Origin of the sequence: Collinsella tanakaei (assembly GCF_030373545.1) — a bacterium.
In the GTDB taxonomy this organism is placed as follows: Bacteria; Actinomycetota; Coriobacteriia; order Coriobacteriales; family Coriobacteriaceae; genus Collinsella; species Collinsella tanakaei_C.
In genome coordinates this window covers 181,952-199,737 of record NZ_JAUDCO010000004.1, presented here as the reverse complement: position 1 = coordinate 199,737, position 17,786 = coordinate 181,952, and the positions used below count along the sequence as shown (strand labels likewise).

At 64.1% G+C, this 17,786-nt stretch carries 10 protein-coding genes and 1 pseudogene; 2 read left to right on the top strand and 9 right to left on the bottom strand.

The features are described 5' to 3' along the window. Positions 1–356 precede the first annotated feature (356 nt). Together QUW00_RS04985 and QUW00_RS04980 are read right to left on the bottom strand one after the other, a co-directional pair. Positions 357–1,280: a hypothetical protein gene (locus QUW00_RS04985; protein ID WP_289613286.1), complete on the bottom strand. Its 924-nt coding sequence runs from the start codon at positions 1,278–1,280 to the stop codon at positions 357–359. A gap of 291 nt (positions 1,281–1,571) precedes the next feature. After that, entirely contained in the window at positions 1,572–3,143 is a 1,572-nt protein-coding gene (locus QUW00_RS04980; RefSeq protein ID WP_289613285.1) for an aminotransferase class I/II-fold pyridoxal phosphate-dependent enzyme, read from the bottom strand. A gap of 172 nt (positions 3,144–3,315) precedes the next feature. Between QUW00_RS04980 and QUW00_RS04975 the strand changes: the two genes are divergently transcribed. Further along, a complete protein-coding gene (locus QUW00_RS04975; RefSeq protein WP_289613284.1) occupies positions 3,316–3,849 on the top strand; it encodes a cysteine hydrolase family protein in 534 nt (177 codons plus the stop codon). Positions 3,850–3,931: 82 nt separating this feature from the next. Here QUW00_RS04975 and QUW00_RS09360 read toward each other — a convergent pair. The 5 genes and pseudogenes from QUW00_RS09360 to QUW00_RS04955 all read right to left on the bottom strand — a co-directional run. After that, positions 3,932–3,994: pseudogene (locus QUW00_RS09360) on the bottom strand (DUF1496 domain-containing protein); the annotation flags it as partial. Positions 3,995–4,070: 76 nt separating this feature from the next. Further along, positions 4,071–6,428 carry a ferrous iron transport protein B gene (feoB, locus tag QUW00_RS04970; RefSeq protein WP_289613283.1) on the bottom strand — a complete coding sequence of 786 codons (2,358 nt, stop codon included), beginning with the start codon at positions 6,426–6,428 and terminating at the stop codon, positions 4,071–4,073. A 237-nt stretch (positions 6,429–6,665) separates the two neighbouring features. After that, entirely contained in the window at positions 6,666–7,574 is a 909-nt protein-coding gene (locus QUW00_RS04965; protein WP_289613282.1) for a LysR family transcriptional regulator, read from the bottom strand. Between the two features lie 248 nt (positions 7,575–7,822). Further along, complete coding sequence (locus QUW00_RS04960) at positions 7,823–9,793, bottom strand: aconitate hydratase (protein WP_289613281.1); 1,971 nt, start codon at positions 9,791–9,793, stop codon at positions 7,823–7,825. A gap of 80 nt (positions 9,794–9,873) precedes the next feature. After that, the gene (locus tag QUW00_RS04955; RefSeq protein ID WP_289613280.1) at positions 9,874–12,153 is read right to left on the bottom strand and encodes a hydratase; all 2,280 of its coding nucleotides are present in this window, start codon (positions 12,151–12,153) and stop codon (positions 9,874–9,876) included. A 185-nt stretch (positions 12,154–12,338) separates the two neighbouring features. Here QUW00_RS04955 and QUW00_RS04950 point away from each other — a divergent pair, with 185 nt between their 5' ends. Next, positions 12,339–13,241 (top strand): alpha/beta hydrolase, encoded by a 903-nt coding sequence (locus tag QUW00_RS04950; RefSeq protein ID WP_289613279.1) that lies wholly within the window; start codon positions 12,339–12,341, stop codon positions 13,239–13,241. A gap of 534 nt (positions 13,242–13,775) precedes the next feature. Here QUW00_RS04950 and QUW00_RS04945 read toward each other — a convergent pair. Next, entirely contained in the window at positions 13,776–15,146 is a 1,371-nt protein-coding gene (locus QUW00_RS04945; protein WP_289613278.1) for a citrate:proton symporter, read from the bottom strand. A gap of 128 nt (positions 15,147–15,274) precedes the next feature. After that, complete coding sequence (locus tag QUW00_RS04940) at positions 15,275–17,554, bottom strand: hydratase (protein WP_289613277.1); 2,280 nt, start codon at positions 17,552–17,554, stop codon at positions 15,275–15,277. Between the last annotated feature and the right edge of the window lie 232 nt (positions 17,555–17,786).

Genomic DNA, 17,786 nt, shown 5'->3' with positions numbered 1-17,786 from the left:
GCGCACGGTCCTAAGCTTGACCGGCGGCCCGCAACGGACCGGGTAAACCATTTACCCGGTCCGTTGTGACACGTTTCCGGGCAAATCTGTCACAACAGACCGGGTAAACATTTTATCGGGCGGGCCTGCCGAGCGCGCCCGGCTGCCGGCGCTTCGCCGACAAGAAAAGACCCCAGCCGGCTCATAGCCAGCTGGGGAAAACAGGGACAGGCATCTTTTCCCCATCGGGAAAGAGGGGCAGGCCACATGCTGATGGGTAAAGTGCCTGTCCCCATTGTCCCACTCGCATAACGAAAAACCCGACCGGCGCAAAGCCGATCGGGTTTCGTATATCGCTATGACGCGTGGCGGGGCGCCTAGAAGCGGCCACCACGGTGGTTGCCGCTGAAGCCACCGCGACCACCACGGTCGTCGCGGCCACGACCGCCACGGGGGCCGAAGTCTCCACGCGGGCCGCGGTCGCCACGGGGACCGCCGAAACCGCCGCGCGGGCCACGGTCGTCACGGCCACCACGGGAACCGCCGAAGCCGCCGCGCGGGCCACGGTCGTCACGGCCACCACGGGGTCCACGCGGACCACGGTCGCCGCGGGGACCGCCGAAGCCGCCGCGCGGGCCACGATCGTCGCGACCGCCACGCGGGCCGCGGTCGGCGTCGAGACCCATGGCGACCATCGGATCGATGATCTGGTCGAGCAGGGAGAGGATCTCGTTCGCGGAATCCGCGGAGAGGGTCGGGATGAGCTTCTTGCGCTTGTTGCCCATCGCCTCGGCCAGCTCGGCGGCATCCTCGGAGGCGAACACGACGATCTTGCGCATATCCTCCTCTTCCGGCTCGATGCGGGCGACGATATCGTGCTTCTCGGCCTCAATCATGAGGGCGTTGAGCTCGCGCAGACGCATGCCCATGAGCTCGGCCATCTCCTTTTGCTCCATGCGGGGCTTCAGCTCGAGGAGCTTCAGGGCGCGCTGTAGGTCGCGAAGACGGGCAGCGTCCTCCTCGGCCTCCTCGCGCATCATGTCGCGACGGCCGCGCAGCAAGCGGGCGGCGCGATTCACCTTGTCAAACAGTTCATCATCGAGATTCGCGACGTCTGCCTTGGGCTCGGCGTCCTGCTCCTCGGCAGCCTCGGCCTCGGGAGCCTCCTCGACGGTCTCGTCGTCGGCGACCAGCTCGGACACGGCCTCGGTCTCGACGACAACCTCGGCCGTATTCTCGACGGCCACTTCCTCGTTCTCGTTCTCGGTCACATTCACGTTGGTTTCGCTGTACTCAGACATGCGTTCCTCCTGCGCCCTCGGCGCTCTACAGGCGGCAATCCTTCCTGCCGCGATCTCACACAGGCCTTCCGGCCAGATTGCAAGTGTAGAGGTAGCAGCGCAAATACGTCACGAGAAACCGCATGCACACAAAAGCAGCGCCGACCAGGCACACGCAAGGAGCGCCGCACGCGGTCGACGCGTACCTACCGGATGCACCGGCCCTCGCATACAAAAGCCGGCCTTGGGGCAAGCGCCTCAAGGCCGGCTCTCATAGCAACCGGCGCAACGAATCCGAATAAACCCGGGCGCCTACGCCTGACGATATGTGGATAGGAAGTCGGCCAGGTCGTTTACGGCGTCACGCAACACGCCCATGCGCGGCAGGTACACGATACGGAAGTGGTCGGGCTCCGGCCAGTTGAAACCGCCACCGCGCGTGATGAGGATGCGCTTCTCGTGCAGCAGGTCGAGGGCGAACTGCTCATCGCTCGTGATGTTGAACTTCTTCACGTCGAGCTTCGGGAAGATGTAGAACGCCGCCTTGGGCTTGACCGCCGTCACGCCATCGATCGCGTTGAGCGCCTCGTACACGTAGTTGCGCTGCTCGTAGATGCGGCCGCCCGGTTCGATATAGCGCTCGACGCTCTGATAGCCGCCCAGCGCGGTCTGGACGATGGACTGGCCGGGAACGTTGGAGCACAGGCGCATGTTGGACAGCATGTTGACGCCGTACATGAAGTCCTTCATGCAGCGCTTGTTGCCTGACAGAATCATCCAGCCAATGCGGAAACCGCACGCCATATGCGACTTGGACAGGCCACAGAACGTGACGCAGGGAACGTCGGGGGCGAGCGCCGCAGTGGACACGTGCTCCAAACCGTCCATCACCAGGCGGTCGTAGATCTCGTCGGAGAAGATCATGAGTTGGTGCTTGCGCGCGATCTCGACGACCTGCTCGAGCAGGTCGCGCGGATACAGCGCACCGGTGGGGTTGTTGGGGTTGATGATGACGATGGCCTTGGTGCGGCTCGTGATCTTGGACTCGATGTCGGCGAGGTCGGGGTTCCACTCGGCCTGCTCATCGCACATGTAATGCACGGGCGTGCCGCCGGCCAGTGCGGCGCAGGCGCTCCACAGCGGATAGTCGGGCATGGGGATGAGGATCTCGTCACCGTTGTCGAGCAGCGCATTCATGCACAGCTGAATAAGCTCGGAAACGCCGTTGCCGGTGTAGATATCCTCCATGGACACGTTGGGGATCTTCTTGAGCTGCGCGTACTGCATGATGGCCTTGCGGGCGCTGAACAGGCCGCGCGCCTCGGAATAACCCTCGCACTCGGTCAGCTGGTGACGCATGTCCTGGATGACCTCTTCGGGTGAACGGAACCCAAACGGCGCGGTGTTGCCGATGTTCAGCTTGAGGATGCGCTGACCCTCGGCCTCCATGCGGGCGGCCTCATCGGTGAGGGGTCCGCGCACATCGTACAGGACGTTGTCGAGCTTGGTGGATTTCTTGAATTCGCGCATGTATGTGCTCCTTTTGCTGGCATGCCGGCTCTGTTCCGGCTGCTTGGTGCCGACGGTGGGGGAAGCGGCCTCATGCCGCGCGCTAGCTCGCTCGCCCGCGGGTACCGAGGCCTGAGCGGAGCCGCCTGCGTCCGCGAGCTCGCCCGACAGCCACGCGGCATCGACCTCGAGAATCTGGGCGAGCAGGCGCAGCATGTCGCGGCGGGGCATGGTTTTTCCGCTCACGTACTGGCTCATCTGGCTTTTCCCGAGTTTGCCGCCGAGCTCGGACGCGGCGCGAATCATGTCGGTCTGCTTGAGGCCGCGTTGCCCCATGGCCGATTTGAGCCGCTCGGCGAACATCTGGTGGTCCATGCACCCTCCGAAGTTCAAGACAAAACAGAAATTGAACTACTTGCTTACCTGAAGTTCAAAGTTCAATTTGATGACACTCTATCATATCTTGAATTGAACTTCCCCAGAAATCCGCTGGCGCGGTATCATCGTTGCAAATTCCCCATTCGCCTTCACACGCAAGGAGCGCATCATGGCCAACAACTACCTTGTCGTCATCGATATGCAGAAAGACTTTGTCGACGGCTCGTTGGGCACGCCGGAGGCACAGGCGATCGTCGACGACGTCGCCGCTTACGCCCGCGCCTTCGAGGGCACCGTCGCGTTCACGCGCGACACCCACGAGGCGGACTACCTTCAGACCCAGGAAGGCCGCAACCTGCCGGTTGAGCACTGCATCCGCGACACGGAAGGCTGGCAGCTCGTTCCCGCGCTCGAAGCCGTACGCGCCGACCGTCAGGCGCCCGTGTTCGACAAGCCCACGTTTGGGTCGGTCGAGCTCGTCTGGTGGCTTGCGCAGCAAAACGACGACGCACCCATCGACTCCATCGAGGTCATCGGCCTGTGCACGGACATCTGCGTGGTGAGCAACACCCTGCTCATCAAAGCCCACTTCCCTGAGATTCCCGTGCGCACGCACGCGCATCTGTGCGCCGGCGTCACCCCCGCTGCGCACGAGGCGGCGCTTGCCACCATGCGCAGCTGCCAGGTGCAAGTTTCCGAGTAGTTTTCGACAGTAACGGGCCTGTTTCGCGCCTTGATACGCCCGATTTCGCGTGCGCGCGGGCCATGCAAAACCTAAATCGCGTTTACGGTTCGGTTTTAACGGCACCCCTTGAGTAGCCACGCCCTTCCCACCAACAAACCCGCTGGTCAGAGAAGCACGTATAATTCGGCTACTCGGCAGGTCGCCCCAAAACCGAACCGTAAACCACTATTTTGACACGGCTACGCCAACCCGAGAAGCATGCCGATCGCGTGCACCGCGAAGGCCACGATCCACGCCACACCGCACTGCATGAGCACGACGATGAGGGCGTAGCGGCGACCAAGTTCGCTGCGCACCGCGGAGATGGCGGCCACGCACGGCGTGTACAGCAGGGTAAACGTCAAAAACACGAAGGCGGTAAGCGGCGTGAACAGCTGTGCGAGCGCGGCGGTCGAGCCGCCCATGAGCACGGTAATGGTCGCCACCACGTTTTCCTTCGCGCCGAATCCAGCCACAAGGGCGGCGGCGGAAATCCAGTTTCCAAAGCCGAGCGGGGCAAACACCGGGGCGATCAGCGCAGCGAGCGCAGCCAGCATGCTTTGGGCCTGATCGTCCACCACGTTGAAGCGAATATCGAACGTCTGCAAGAACCAGATGATGACGCTCGCCACGAAGATGATCGTAAAGGCCTTGGTCGCAAAGCCCTTCGCCTTATCCCACGCGAGCAGCGCCGTGGTCTTCACGGAAGGCAGGCGGTAGTTGGGCAGCTCCATCACGAACGGAACGGGATCGCCGCGAAACGCGGTGTGCTTGAGCACGAGCGCCACGAGCACGCCCACGACCATGCCCATGATGTACAGGGAGATCATGACGAGCGGGGCGTGGTCCGGGAAAAACGCCGCCGAGAACAGGGCGTAGACCGGAAGCTTGGCCGAGCAGCTCATGAACGGCGTGAGCATGACCGTCATCTTGCGGTCGTGCTCGGAGGGCAGGGTGCGCGTGGCCATGATGGCGGGGACGCTGCAGCCGAACCCGATCAGCATGGGCACGAAACTGCGGCCAGAAAGGCCAAGCTTGCGCAGGATCTTGTCCATGACGAAGGCGACGCGGGCCATGTAGCCGGAGTCCTCGAGGATAGAAAGCAGCAGGAAGAGCACGACGATAATGGGCAAAAACGACAGCACGCTGCCCACACCCGCGAAGACGCCGTCGATCACGAGCGAGTGCACCACCGGGTTCACGCCAAAATCGCCGAGCGCCGTGTCGACCACCGCGGTGAACTCGCCGATAGCGATCTCGAGCAGATCGGACAGGCGCTGACCGATCACGTCGAAGGTCAGCCAGAACACGAGCGCCATGATGCCGATGAACACCGGAATGGCGGTGTACTTGCCGGTGAGCACGCGGTCGGCGGCAACGGAGCGCAGATGCTCGCGGCTCTCATGCGGCTTAACGACGCACGCCCCGCACACCTGCTCGATAAACGAGAAGCGCATGTCGGCAAGGGCCGCCATGCGGTCGGTGCCCGACTCCCCCTCCATCTGAGAGATGATGTGCTCGGCGGCGTCGAGCTCGTTTTGCTCGAGCGCCAGCGCCTCGATCACGAGGCGGTCGCCCTCGATAAGCTTGGTCGCAGCGAAGCGCACGGGGATGTGCGCGGCCTCGGCGTGGTCGGTGATCAAGTGGATGAGGCCGTGGATGCAGCGGTGCAGCGCTCCCCCGTCGGGGCCGTCGGCGGCGCAGAAGTCGATGCGCCCCGGACGCTCACGATAGCGCGCGACGTGAATCGCGTGCTCGGTCAACTCGCCGATACCCTCGTTCTTGGCGGCCGAGATGGGCACGACCGGGATGCCGAGAGCAGCCTCGAGCGCGTTGACGTCCACGGTGCCGCCGTTGGCATACACCTCGTCCATCATGTTGAGCGCGAGCACCATCGGCCGGTCGAGCTCCATGAGCTGCAGGGTCAGGTACAGGTTGCGCTCGATGTTGGTGGCGTCAACGATGTCGATGATCGCGTCGGGCTGCTCGTCCAAGATAAACTGGCGGCTTACGACCTCCTCGCTCGTATAGGGCGACAGCGAGTAGATACCCGGCAGGTCGGTGATGGTCGCGTTGGGATGACCCTTGATCTGACCGTCCTTACGATCCACCGTGACGCCCGGGAAGTTGCCGACATGCTGGTTGGAGCCTGTCAGCTGGTTGAACAGCGTCGTCTTGCCGCAGTTTTGGTTGCCGGCGAGCGCGAAGGCAAGCGGTGCGCTCTCGGAGAGCGCGGCACCCTCGCGACGCGGCCGGGCGGGCTCCTCGCCCAGCGCCGGATGCGCCGTGGCGGATGGCGAGGCGTTGCGGTAGCGCAGCTCGTGCGCATCATGGACGTTGACGAGCTCGATGCGCGATGCATCATCGCGACGCAGCGTGAGTTCATAGCCGCGCAGGCGGATCTCCATGGGATCGCCCATGGGGGCGTATTTCATCATGGTGACTTCGGTGCCCGGCGTGAGCCCCATATCAAAGATGTGCTGGCGCAGCACCGCATCGTCGGATTCCACGGACGCGATGATGGCGTCCTTACCGATCTCCAACTCGTCAAGCGTCATGCTCTATCGCTTCCCTCGGTAAACCAATCGTTCGTACTCTAGCACGAATCGGCGAAACACGAGCCGACAGGCCGTCCGGGGCGGGCGCGTAATTTCACCCCAGGGGTTTTGTTGCACCGGGCAGCACATTGCACTGCCCGGTGGATGGGTCATTTGGGGACGTGTTCCCTCCAACCCATTGGCGGCCTTCACGGCCGCCAATGGGTTGGAGGGAACACGTCCCCAAATGACCCATCACTAGGACTGAAGGCAGCGCGGCTGGTGGATCTCGTCCGGACCGATGGCCACATGGTCCCGCACGTAGTCGACAAAATCGCTCATATGCGACGGCAGCGACTTGCTGTTGGGATACAGGCACCATGTCCTGCGCACGAGCGGCGAGCCGTCGCGGTAAAACAGCGGCGTCAGGTGAAGGTCGCGACTGTTCTTGAAGTTCTCGGGCACGAAGCTCAGCGCATAGCCCTTCCCCTGTGCCACGAGCTCCCACGTGAAGTCGATGTAGCCCACGTTGCGCCCCGGTGTCATGTCCGTGCCGAAGCGCTCGCGCCACCACGCCTGGAGCAGCTCGATCGACTGCTCGTTGGTCCGAAAGTCAATGCGATCGAGCGCAGGCAGATCGTCGATATCCACCGGACCGCGGCTCACCAGATACGCCTGGTTGCAGTCGACGAGGATGCGCCGCACGGGTCCCTCGAAATCGCCGCGCACGAACACGATATCGACCTCGCCGTCGAGCAGCTTGCGAAACAGCGTATCGCTCTGTTCGTTGACCACGTCAAAGCGCACCTCGGGGTCGCCGACCTCGGTGTATCCACCGAGCACGCCCCACAGGCTGTACTTGTTGAACGTGTAGGACGAGCCGATCCGAACCGTGCGCTGGCGCTCCTGCTCAAGCTCGGCCAGGCCGCGCTTGGTCTGCTCGACGAACTCCTTGTGCTCAGCGGCACGACCCGCCAGATACGTCCCCTCCGGCGTGAACACGAGGCCCTTCGGCGTGCGCTCGGCGATGCTCACCCCGAGCTCGCGCTCGATATGCTGCAGGCGCTTGGTGAGGGTCGGCTGGGTCATATAGAGCGCGGCAGCGGCGCGCGAGACGTTGGGATTGCGATACAGCTCGTCGATGATCTCCCAATCGGAATCCCTCATGCGGATAGCCCTCCTCCGTACAGCGCTGCCTGCATTTCATTATCGGCCAATACGGAGCCGAGGATCTATATCAAATAACAATAGCCGCCCGCGGTGCACCGGATCCGGGCAGCTGAACCCGGCGCATCGCGAGCGGCTATGGCAATCAAAACGGAGCAGGCCGCTTGTGGAGCACAGCAGGTAGGCAGCCCTGCCCCGCATCGATCGAAAGGAAACAGGCCACACGCGTCGACAGGACGCTCCGTCGCTTACGCGTTCGCCGCGGCGTCCTCCTCGGCGAGCTTGGCCTTGAGCAGACGCAGCTGGCCGCCGGCGAGCACGACCTCCATCTCGGCGTCGGACAGGTCGAGCGTCACCCCGAACTCGAAGTGACGCGTCTTGTTCTTGACGACCACGCGGCGCGTCGGGATCTGATCGAGCAGGCCCTCGATCTCGAGCTCGTCGCCCTGCTCGATGGAATCGTAGGCAGCCGGGTCCTCGAACAGCATGGGGATGATGCCGTGGTTGATGAGGTTGCCCTTGTGGATGCGCGCCATGCTCTTGGCGATCACGCAGCGTACGCCCAGGTACATGGGGTTGATGGCGGCATGCTCGCGACTCGATCCCTGGCCGTAGTTCTCGCCGGCGATGATGATGGACTGGCCCATCTCGCGCGCACGCTCGGCGAACTCGGGGTCGTAGCGCATGTAGCAGTACTGGGACATGAGCGGGATGTTGGAGCGCATGCTGGAGAGCTCGGCCGAAGCGGGCGTGATGTCGTCGGTCGAGATGTTGTCGCCGCCCTTGAGCGAGACGGGCACGCACAGGTGCTGGGTCGGCTCGTCGGGAATGGGCAGGAACTTGATGTTGGGACCGCGGACGATCTCGACCTGCTCGGCCTCCTTCGCGGGCAGCGGCTCGATGAGGAGGCTGTCGTCGACGGGATAGGAATCAGGCTCGCAGATCTTCCCGAGCTGCTCCACCTCGTCGCCCAGGATGTCGCGCGCGCTGGCGAACGTGCCCACGACGGCCGTGGCCGCGGCGCTCTCGGGGCTCGCCAGGTAGACCTTGGCGGTCGGGCTGCCGGCACGGCCGCGGAAGTTGCGGTTCGAGGTGCGCACGGCGACGCCGTCGGTAGCCGGCACCTGGCCGATGGCGCAGCACGGGCCGCAGGCGAACTCGAGCAGGCGCACACCGGCATCGAGCAGCATGTCGATGTAGCCGTCGTGCAGCAGCTGCTTGTAGACCTGCCTGGACTGGATGGCGCAGGTGCAGCTCACGTTCTCGTTCACATGGTGGCCGCGCAGCACGAGCGCCGCCTTGGCGATGTCGGAATAGCTCGCGTTGGTGCAGCTGCCGATGAACACCTGCTGGACGGGCACCTTCTCGACCTCGTCGAGCTTGTGCACGTTGTCGGGCAGGGCGGGGCAGGCCATGAGCGGCTCGAGCGAGGAGAGGTCGAGCTCGATGCGCTCGTCGTAGACGGCATCCTCGTCGGGCAGCAGCTCGAGGTACTGGTCCTCGCGACCTTGGGCGGCCATGAAGCGACGAACCTGCTCGTCAGCCGGGAAGATCGAGGTGGTGGCGCCCATCTCGGCGCCCATGTTGGCGATGCTGCAGCGCTCGGGGACCTCGAGGGTCTCCACGCCGGGGCCCACGTACTCAAACGCGCGGCCCAGGCCGCCCTTGACGCCTACGCGGCGCAGCATCTCCAGGATGACGTCCTTGGCGTTCACGCCGGGCTTGAGCGAGCCGGTGAGGTACACCTGCACGACCTTGGGCATGACGAGGCGCATGGGCTGACCGGCCATCGCGGTGGCGACGTCCATGCCGCCCACGCCGATCGACAGCATGCCCACCGCGCCGCTGTGCGGGGTGTGCGAGTCGCCGCCGAACAGCACCTTGCCGGGCACCGCGAAGCGCGCGGTATGGATGGCGTGGCAGATGCCGTTGCCCGGGCGCGACACGTACACGCCGAAGCGCTTGGCAGCCGACTGCAGGTAGATGTGGTCGTCAGGCGTTTTGTTGTCGATGTAGAGGAGGTTGTGGTCGAGGTTGGACACCGACAGCTCGGTGCGCACGCGGTCGAGACCGAGCGCCTCGAAGGCGAGGTAGGTCATGACGGCGTTGATGTCGTGCGTGAGCGTCTGATCGACGCGCAGCAGGATCTCCTCGCCGGGCTCCATGCTGCCCGAGACGAGATGCGACTCGATGATCTTCCGTGTAAGCGATGCTCCCATGGTGCGTACCTTTCCGTGGAGTTCGATGCTACCCAGCTTTATAGTGCGACCCCGACGTCTGCACGTCCCCGAATGACCCGTTAGCCTTTGCGGTTGTAGTTGATCAGGCAGCCGTCGAGGATGATCTGGCGCTCGTCATCCGTCATCGGGTCGAGCAGCAGCGTCATGGTGCCCGCCACCTCGCCACCGTGGATGACATGGGCCTCAAGCTCGCCCGCGCCGGCCTCGACCGCCGCGCGCACGCCCGGGATATACAGCCAGTCCCCTACCTCGAACGACAGCTCGTCGTCGGTACGAAAGGGCAGCAGACCCCAGTTGATGAGGTTCGTCCGGTAGCGCTTGGTCGCGTATTGGCGACACACGTTGACCAGGCCGCCGAGCACGCGCTGGCAGCTCGCCGCCTGCTCACGGGCCGAGCCGTCGCCGGGCTTGGTCGCGTACAGCATGCCGCCGATCTCGATATCCACCGCGCGGACGTCGGGCGTGATGCGCTTTGCCACGGCAAACACCGCCGCGCATCCCTCGTCGAGGCGCCCGGCAAGACGGCTCTCCTCGTAGCCGCGCGTCGTCTTCGCGCGTCCCACGTACTCGGGATCGCGGCCCGAAAGCGTGAACTCGGCGAGTTTGAACGGGTCGGAGCGGTAGCACGACGCCTCGCCGGAGGGCACGAACTCGTCGGTGTTGGTCACCGGGTCCAGGATCTTGGTGCACACCTGCACGAGTGCATGCTCACCCAGCGGCTCCATCTCGGGCCAGTCCTTGATGTTGGGGCCATAGACGAGCGGCTCGTCGGGCAACGGGTTACCGAAGCCGTTGTACACGCGATGCGCGTAGGGCGCGGAATCGTACTCGTATTCGGGTACATCGCCCCAGCAGTCAAGGGCGGCGGCGCTCGTCAACACGCCGCCGTTGGCCGCCGTCGCGGCGATGGAGCGGGCGTCCATGAGGGCGGCCGCCGCCATCTGCCCCTGCCCCGCCTTGGAGCCCTCGCGGTTGGGGAAGTTGCGCGTGTTGTGGCGGATGGACAGCGCGTTGTTCGCCGGCGTATCGCCCGCCCCGAAACACGGGCCGCACATCGCCGTGCGCACGACGGCGCCCGCCTGGATCAGGTCGGTGATGGCGCCCTGCTTGACCAACGCCGACATGATCGGCATCGACGCCGGGTACACCGACAGGCTGAACTCGCCGTCGCCGCAGCTGCGTCCGCGCAGGGCGCGCGCCGCCTGCATGATGTTCGTATACGTACCGCCCGCGCAGCCCGAGATGCTCCCTTGCTGCACGTGCAGGCCGGCGGCGTCCACCTTGCCGCGCAGGTCGATCGAACCCGCGTACCCGGCGATCTCGTCGGCACGAGCCTCGATGGAAGCCAGGATCTCATCCAGGCTGTCGTACAGCTCGTCGATGGCGTAGACGTTGCTCGGGTGGAACGGCAGCGCGATCATGGGACGGACCTGCGCCAGGTCCACCCGCACGCAGCCGTCGTAGTAGGCCACCGACGCCGGCTTGAGCTCGGTGAACTCGTCCTCGCGACCATGGGCGGCAAGGAAGCGCCGCGTGCTGTCGTCGGTCACCCAAATGGAGGACAGCGCTGCCGTCTCGGTCGTCATGACGTCCACGCCGTTGCGGAAGTCGCAGGTCATGCTCGCGACACCGGGGCCGACGAACTCCATCACCTTGTTCTTGACGTAGCCGCAGTCGAACACCGCGCGGATGATAGCGAGCGCGATATCCTGCGGACCCACATATGGCGCCGGCTTGCCCTCGAGGTACACGGCGATGACCTCGGGTGCGGGGATGTCGTAGGTCTTGCCGAGCAGCTGCTTGACGAGCTCGCCACCGCCTTCGCCGATAGCGAGCGTTCCCAGGGCGCCGTAGCGCGTGTGGGAGTCGGAGCCGAGGATCATCTTGCCGCACCCCGCCTGCGTCTCGCGCATCACCTGGTGCAGGACGCCCAGGTGCGGCGGTACGAAGATGCCGCCATAGCGCTTGGCGGCGGACAGGCCGAAGCGGTGGTCGTCCTCGTTGATGGTGCCGCCCACGGCGCACAGCGTGTTGTGGCAGCAGGTGAGCGTATAGGGCACGGGGAACTCCGTGAGCCCTGAGGCGCGGGCGGTCTGGATGATGTTCACAAACGCGTTGTCGGGCGAGGTCAGCGCGTCGAACCGCAGACGCAGGGAGCCGTCGTCTTGCGACGTATCATGTGCACACAGGATGTGGGCGGCCATGGTGCCCATACGCGCGGCGACAGGATCTGCCTTGCTGCCCGTCATGCGCTCGACGGCGTCCCCTTCCGCCTCGGGCACGATCAGAGCGCCGTCGACCAGGTACACGCCGCCGTCGTAGAGCTTCACCGCATCCATCGTCAAGACCCCTTTATCATAAGATAGAAGTCGCAATCTTTCCCTCATTATGGAAGGGCGGCACGCCGCAATCCAATTGAAAGGCGCTATACCTTTATGCCGAACTCGTATGGCGATATGCGAGCCGGCATACTGCCGCCGCCCTATAATGCAGGCGTTCATTAGCGCTGTTGCAGGAGGTAGCTATGGAAGTCAAAGCATGGAGCTACGAGGAGTTTCCCGAGTTTTGCGATGAGGTCGACGGCGCGACGCTCATCGAGACGACCGGCGACGAGGTCGAGGTCCAATACCTGCACGACGTTCCATATGCCACCGCCGATGGCGTGGAGCTGCGCCTGCAGGTGCTCAAACCCCGCACGCGCAACGGTATAGACGAACCTTTGCCCTGCATCGCCTTCGTCAAGGGGTCCGCATGGCGCCCGCAGAAGCTGTACGCCCTGATTCCCCAGCTCGCGCGCATCGCCGCACGCGGCTACGTTGTCGCGGAGGTCGAATACCGCCCCGCCGCCGACGCGGCCTTTCCCGCGCAAATCATCGATGCACAAAACGCCATCCGGTTCCTGCGCGCCAACGCCGAGCAGTTCGGCATCGACCCCGACAAGATGATCGTCGCAGGCAACTCCTCCGGCGGCCACACCGCGGTGTTCGCCTCGTTTTTAGACGCGGGCGGCAGCGCCTATCCCGGCATTTCGGCCACCGTTTGCGGTGTCATCGACCTGTACGGCGCCGTGAGCCTGATCGCCGACGACGCCTTCCCCATCACGCCGGAACACCACACGCCGGGAAGCCCCGAGTGCCTGCTCATGGGCAACATCGACATGTTCGAGCACCCCGAGCTGCGCGAGAAGGGCTCCGTTGTGACCTACATCACGCCCGAGCTCGCCATTCCGCCCGTGCTCATCGCCCACGGCACCAAGGACCGCAAGGTCAACACGCGGATGTCCGTCGAGCTGTTCGAAAAGCTCCGCGCGTGCGGCAAGGACGCCGAGCTCTACCTGGTGCAGGGCGCCGACCACGGCATCGCCGAGTTCTACACCGACCGGATGATCGATATCTACGAGCGCTTCATCCGCCGCTGCCTAGCATAGGAGCCACCCGCGAAAGAGCCCCGGCGTCATTTCGCATACATCCAAGCAGCAACCAGATTGACCCCGGGGGTCCTGCCATCCGCACCATGTATGCCGATAGCAGGACCCCCGGGGTCAATTCCCTGTGTGGGCGCCGAGCGGCGAGACGAGCAGATGGAGCTGCCGCCATCCACCCGACATCACCGCCCAGCAACCTGACACTTTAGATTGTTCTACGCCGCACTCCATAGCTCAAATACTTGTTTGCAATCTAATCCATAGGAACAGCCAATATATAAAGCGGGTACGTGTTCCCCGAAGAAGCGATTTGCGTATAAAGCACCCCCTCGGCGCGCGAAGTGAGTGCTTCAAATTGGAATCGGTGAGTATGCAAGGTGTCTGTACACACAAAAAGGCCCGGTGCGCTTGAGCGGGGCGCACCGGGTTGGAAAAGGGAAAAGGGAAAAGGCAGATTACTGAGCACACGAGGTGTGCAGGGGCCCGGACCCCGTCGCTGCCCTACGGGCGTCCGGGCCTGATGGAGAGGCGCGTAGCTTAGATCAGCGGGATGGCGCCGGTGAGCACTGCGACGACGCAGTAGATGACAAACATCGGGAGACCCCACTTGAGGATACCCTTCTGGTGCTCGCCGAAGTCGACCTCGCAGCGCTCGATCAGGATCCAGATCCAAGCGATGAGCGGGGTCGCGTAGTAGGTGGCCAGCGGGATCATGGCGCCGACGCCCATGGCGGTGGCGGAGATGCCGTACTGGGTGGCAAGGCCGGCGAGAACCGGCAGGATGCCGAAGTAGTAGCCGTCGGAGGACAGGAAGATGAGACCCGGAATACCGAGGATGGCCACGAACAGAGGCAGCAGGTTCTCCATGCCGGAGGGAACGAGACTCGCCAGGAAGATGGCGATGTCGTCACCCATGCCGGAGTTGGTAAGGATACCCATGAGGAAGCCGGAGGCAACGATCATGGCAGCGGCGGGCATGCCGTCCTCGAGGGCGGCAGCCAGACGATCCTTCTGCAGGTGGAAGTCAATGCCGAAGTTCACGAGCAGGGCGAGGGCGAGGCCGCCGCCGAACAGCACCGCGGAGTTGGCATAGCCACCGATGAGCAGGACCATGATGACCACGGAGAGGATCAGGTTGAACCACACGAGCTTGGGGCGCTTGTACTCGGGCTCGTTGTTACGGACGATGTCGCACATCTTCTCGAGTTCCTCAGCGGTAATCGAAGCGGCCTTGTCATGGGTGTACCCAAGACGAGCGCGCTCCTTCTTACCGAGGAACCACGCGACGAAGACGCAGTAGATAAGCGCGACGCCCATACCCGGAAGCAGCAGCGGGAAGAGCTCGGTCACGTCGAGGTTCAGCGCGGAAAGCACGCGGGCAAGCGGGCCGCCCCACGGGGACATGTTGAAGACCGACGTGGGCAGGCAGATGAGGATCGCCAGGTAGGGCGTCTTGATGCCGAACTGCTTGTACAGCGGCACGAAAGCGGCCGTGGTAATCAGGACCGTGGAGGTACCGTCGCCGTCAAGGGAGACGCCGGCAGCGACCAGCGTAGAGGCGATCATGATCTTCATGGGGTCGCCCTTGACCAGCTTGATCATGGCGATGACCAAGGGATCGAACAGACCGACCTGCATCATAAGGGTGAAGTAGGTACAGGCGAACAGGACCATCATCGCGGAGCGAACGGTACCTGCGGAGACCTCGCCGTCCTCAACGGCGTAGAACACGCCGCTGTACACCCACTCGAACACATCGAGCACGTTCTGGCCGGTGATGAGGCAGAAGATGATACCGGCAGCCAAAGGCACGACGGCGAGGCCGACGTACGGGCTGAGCCAGCGCTTCATGACGCCGATAATGAAGATCAGAATCATGATGAGGCCGACAGCTGCAGCAAGAGTCATGGATTCCCTCCTTCAAAGTAGCGGGTGATTCCCATGCGGGAATCGAACACAGTTCCATTGCGTATATGAAGCCAAGCGCGCGGGCCAGCCTGGCAGCTATAAAGCTGACCCGCGCGCTCGCGCGTCACCTAGTTGCGACGGTTGTAGTTGATCAGGCAACCGTCGAGAATGATCTGGCGCTCGTCATCCGTGAGCGGGGCGGTGTAGAGGGCCATGGTGCCGCACACCTTGCCGTCGCGGATGATGTGTCCGACAAACTCGCTCTTGCCGTTGGCGATGGCCTCGCGCACGCCGGGCACGAAGATCCAGTCGCCCGGCTCGAAGGCGGGCTCATCATCGGACTGGAAGGGCAGCATGCCCCAGTTGATGACGTTGGAGCGATAGCGCTTGGTGGCGTACTGCTCGCAGATGTTGGCAAGACCGCCAAGCACGCGCTGGCAGCTCGCCGCCTGCTCGCGGGCAGAGCCGTCGCCGGGCTTGATGGCGTAGACCATGGAGCCGATCTCGGTGTTGGAGGCATCGGCCTCGGGCACCACGGTGCGGGCGGCCTCGTAGACGTCGGCGATGGCGGCGGGTACGGCGCCCTCCTTGCGCTCGGCCTCGAGCGCGGCGGTGTCCTTGGCGCGGCCGACGTATGCCGGGTCGCGACGGGACAGGGCGAACTCGGCCAGGCCCAGCGGGTTGGAGCGATAGGACGAGGTCTCGCCGGACGGGATGAGCTCGTCGGTGGTGGTCACCGGGTCGAGGATCTTGGAGCAGACCTGGAGCAGGGCGTTCTCACCGAGCGCCTCCATCTCGGGCCAGTCCTTGATGTTGGGGCCGTAGCACAGCGGCTCCTCTTCCTTTGCCGCGGAGAAACCGTTGAACACGCGGTGATCGTAGGACGAGGCGTCAAACTCGTGCTCGGGCACGTCGCCCCAGCAGTCGAGCGTCTCGGCGGAGGTCAGCACGCCGCCGTTGGCCGCGGTCGCAGCGATGGAGCGGGCGTCCATGAGCGCCACGGCAGCCATCTGCCCCTGACCGGGCTTGGAGCCCTCGCGGTTGGGGAAGTTGCGGGTGGTGTGACGGATGGACAGCGTGTTGTTGGCCGGCGTGTCGCCCGCGCCGAAGCAGGGGCCGCAGAACGCCGTGCGAATGATGGCACCGGCCTGCATGAGGTCGAAGATCGCGCCCTTCTTGACCAGGTCGGCGAAGACCGGCTGGGAGGAGGGGTACACGGAGAGGTTGAAGGCGCCGTCGCCGCAGCTCTTGCCGCGCAGGGCGTGGGCAGCCTCGATGACGTTGGTGTAGTTACCGCCCGCGCAGCCGGCGATGGTGCCCTGTTGCACGTGCAGGCCGGCGGCGTCCACCTTGCCGCGCAGGTCGAGCGAACCGGCGCGACCGGCGATCTCGTCGGCGTGGGCCTCGACGGATGCCAGGATCTCGTCCAGGTTGCCGTTGAGCTCGTCGATGGTGAAGACGTTGCTCGGGTGGAACGGCAGGGCGATCATCGGGCGGATCTTGGAGAGGTCGACGCGCACGCAGCCGTCGTAGTAGGCGACCTTCTCGGGATCGAGCTGACGGAAGTCGTCGGCGCGGCCGTGGTCGGCGAGGTACTTCTGCGTGTCGGCATCGGTGCGCCAGATGGAGGACAGGCAGGTGGTCTCGGTGGTCATGACGTCGACGCCGTTGCGGTAGTCGGTGGTCATGCTCGCGACGCCGGGGCCGACGAACTCCATGACTTTGTTCTTGACGTAGCCGCACTCGTAGACGGCACCGATGATCGCGAGCGCGATGTCCTGCGGGCCGACGTAGGGAGCGGGCGCGCCCTCGAGGTAGACGGCGATGACCTCGGGCGTGGCGACATCGTAGGTTTGGCCGAGGAGCTGCTTGACGAGCTCGCCGCCGCCCTCGCCGATGGCCATGGTGCCCAGGGCGCCGTAGCGGGTGTGGGAGTCGGAACCGAGGATCATCTTGCCGCCGCCGGCCATCATCTCGCGCATGTACTGGTGGATGACGGCGATGTGGGGCGGAACGTAGATGCCGCCGTAATGCTTGGCCGCGGACAGGCCGAAGAGGTGGTCGTCCTCGTTGATGGTGCCGCCCACCGCGCACAGCGAGTTGTGGCAGCAGGTGAGCACGTACGGGATCGGGAACTTGGTCAGGCCGGAGGCCTTGGCGGTCTGGACGATGCCGACATACGTGATGTCGTGGCTCGTCAGCGCGTCGAACTTGATCTTGAGGTTCGCGGCGTCACCGGACGTGTTGTGGTCCTGCATGATGCGATAGGCGATCGTGCCCTTGCGCGCGGACTCGGCGTTCACCTCCTCGCCGGTCATACCCTTGATGGCATCGACCTCGCTTGCGGGAACGACGGTTTCGCCGTCAACGAGGTAGATGCCTCCTTCGTACAGCTTTACTGCATCCATGTGCACTCCCCTACGTCGAATGTGGACGTTCGATGGGTTAAGTATCAGTTCACAGAGTGTCCACAACAAATACGATGTTTGGATGGGCTTCATAATGCCCAACCTATACGCGCAGGTAGATAGGTGTGTTAGTCCTTTACTACTTATTGACGTTGGCGAAATTCTCCCGCTGAGCGGCAATTTGTCGGCTACTGTTTCAGTCAGGAAACCGATGTGGCAGCAAGCGCCGGAC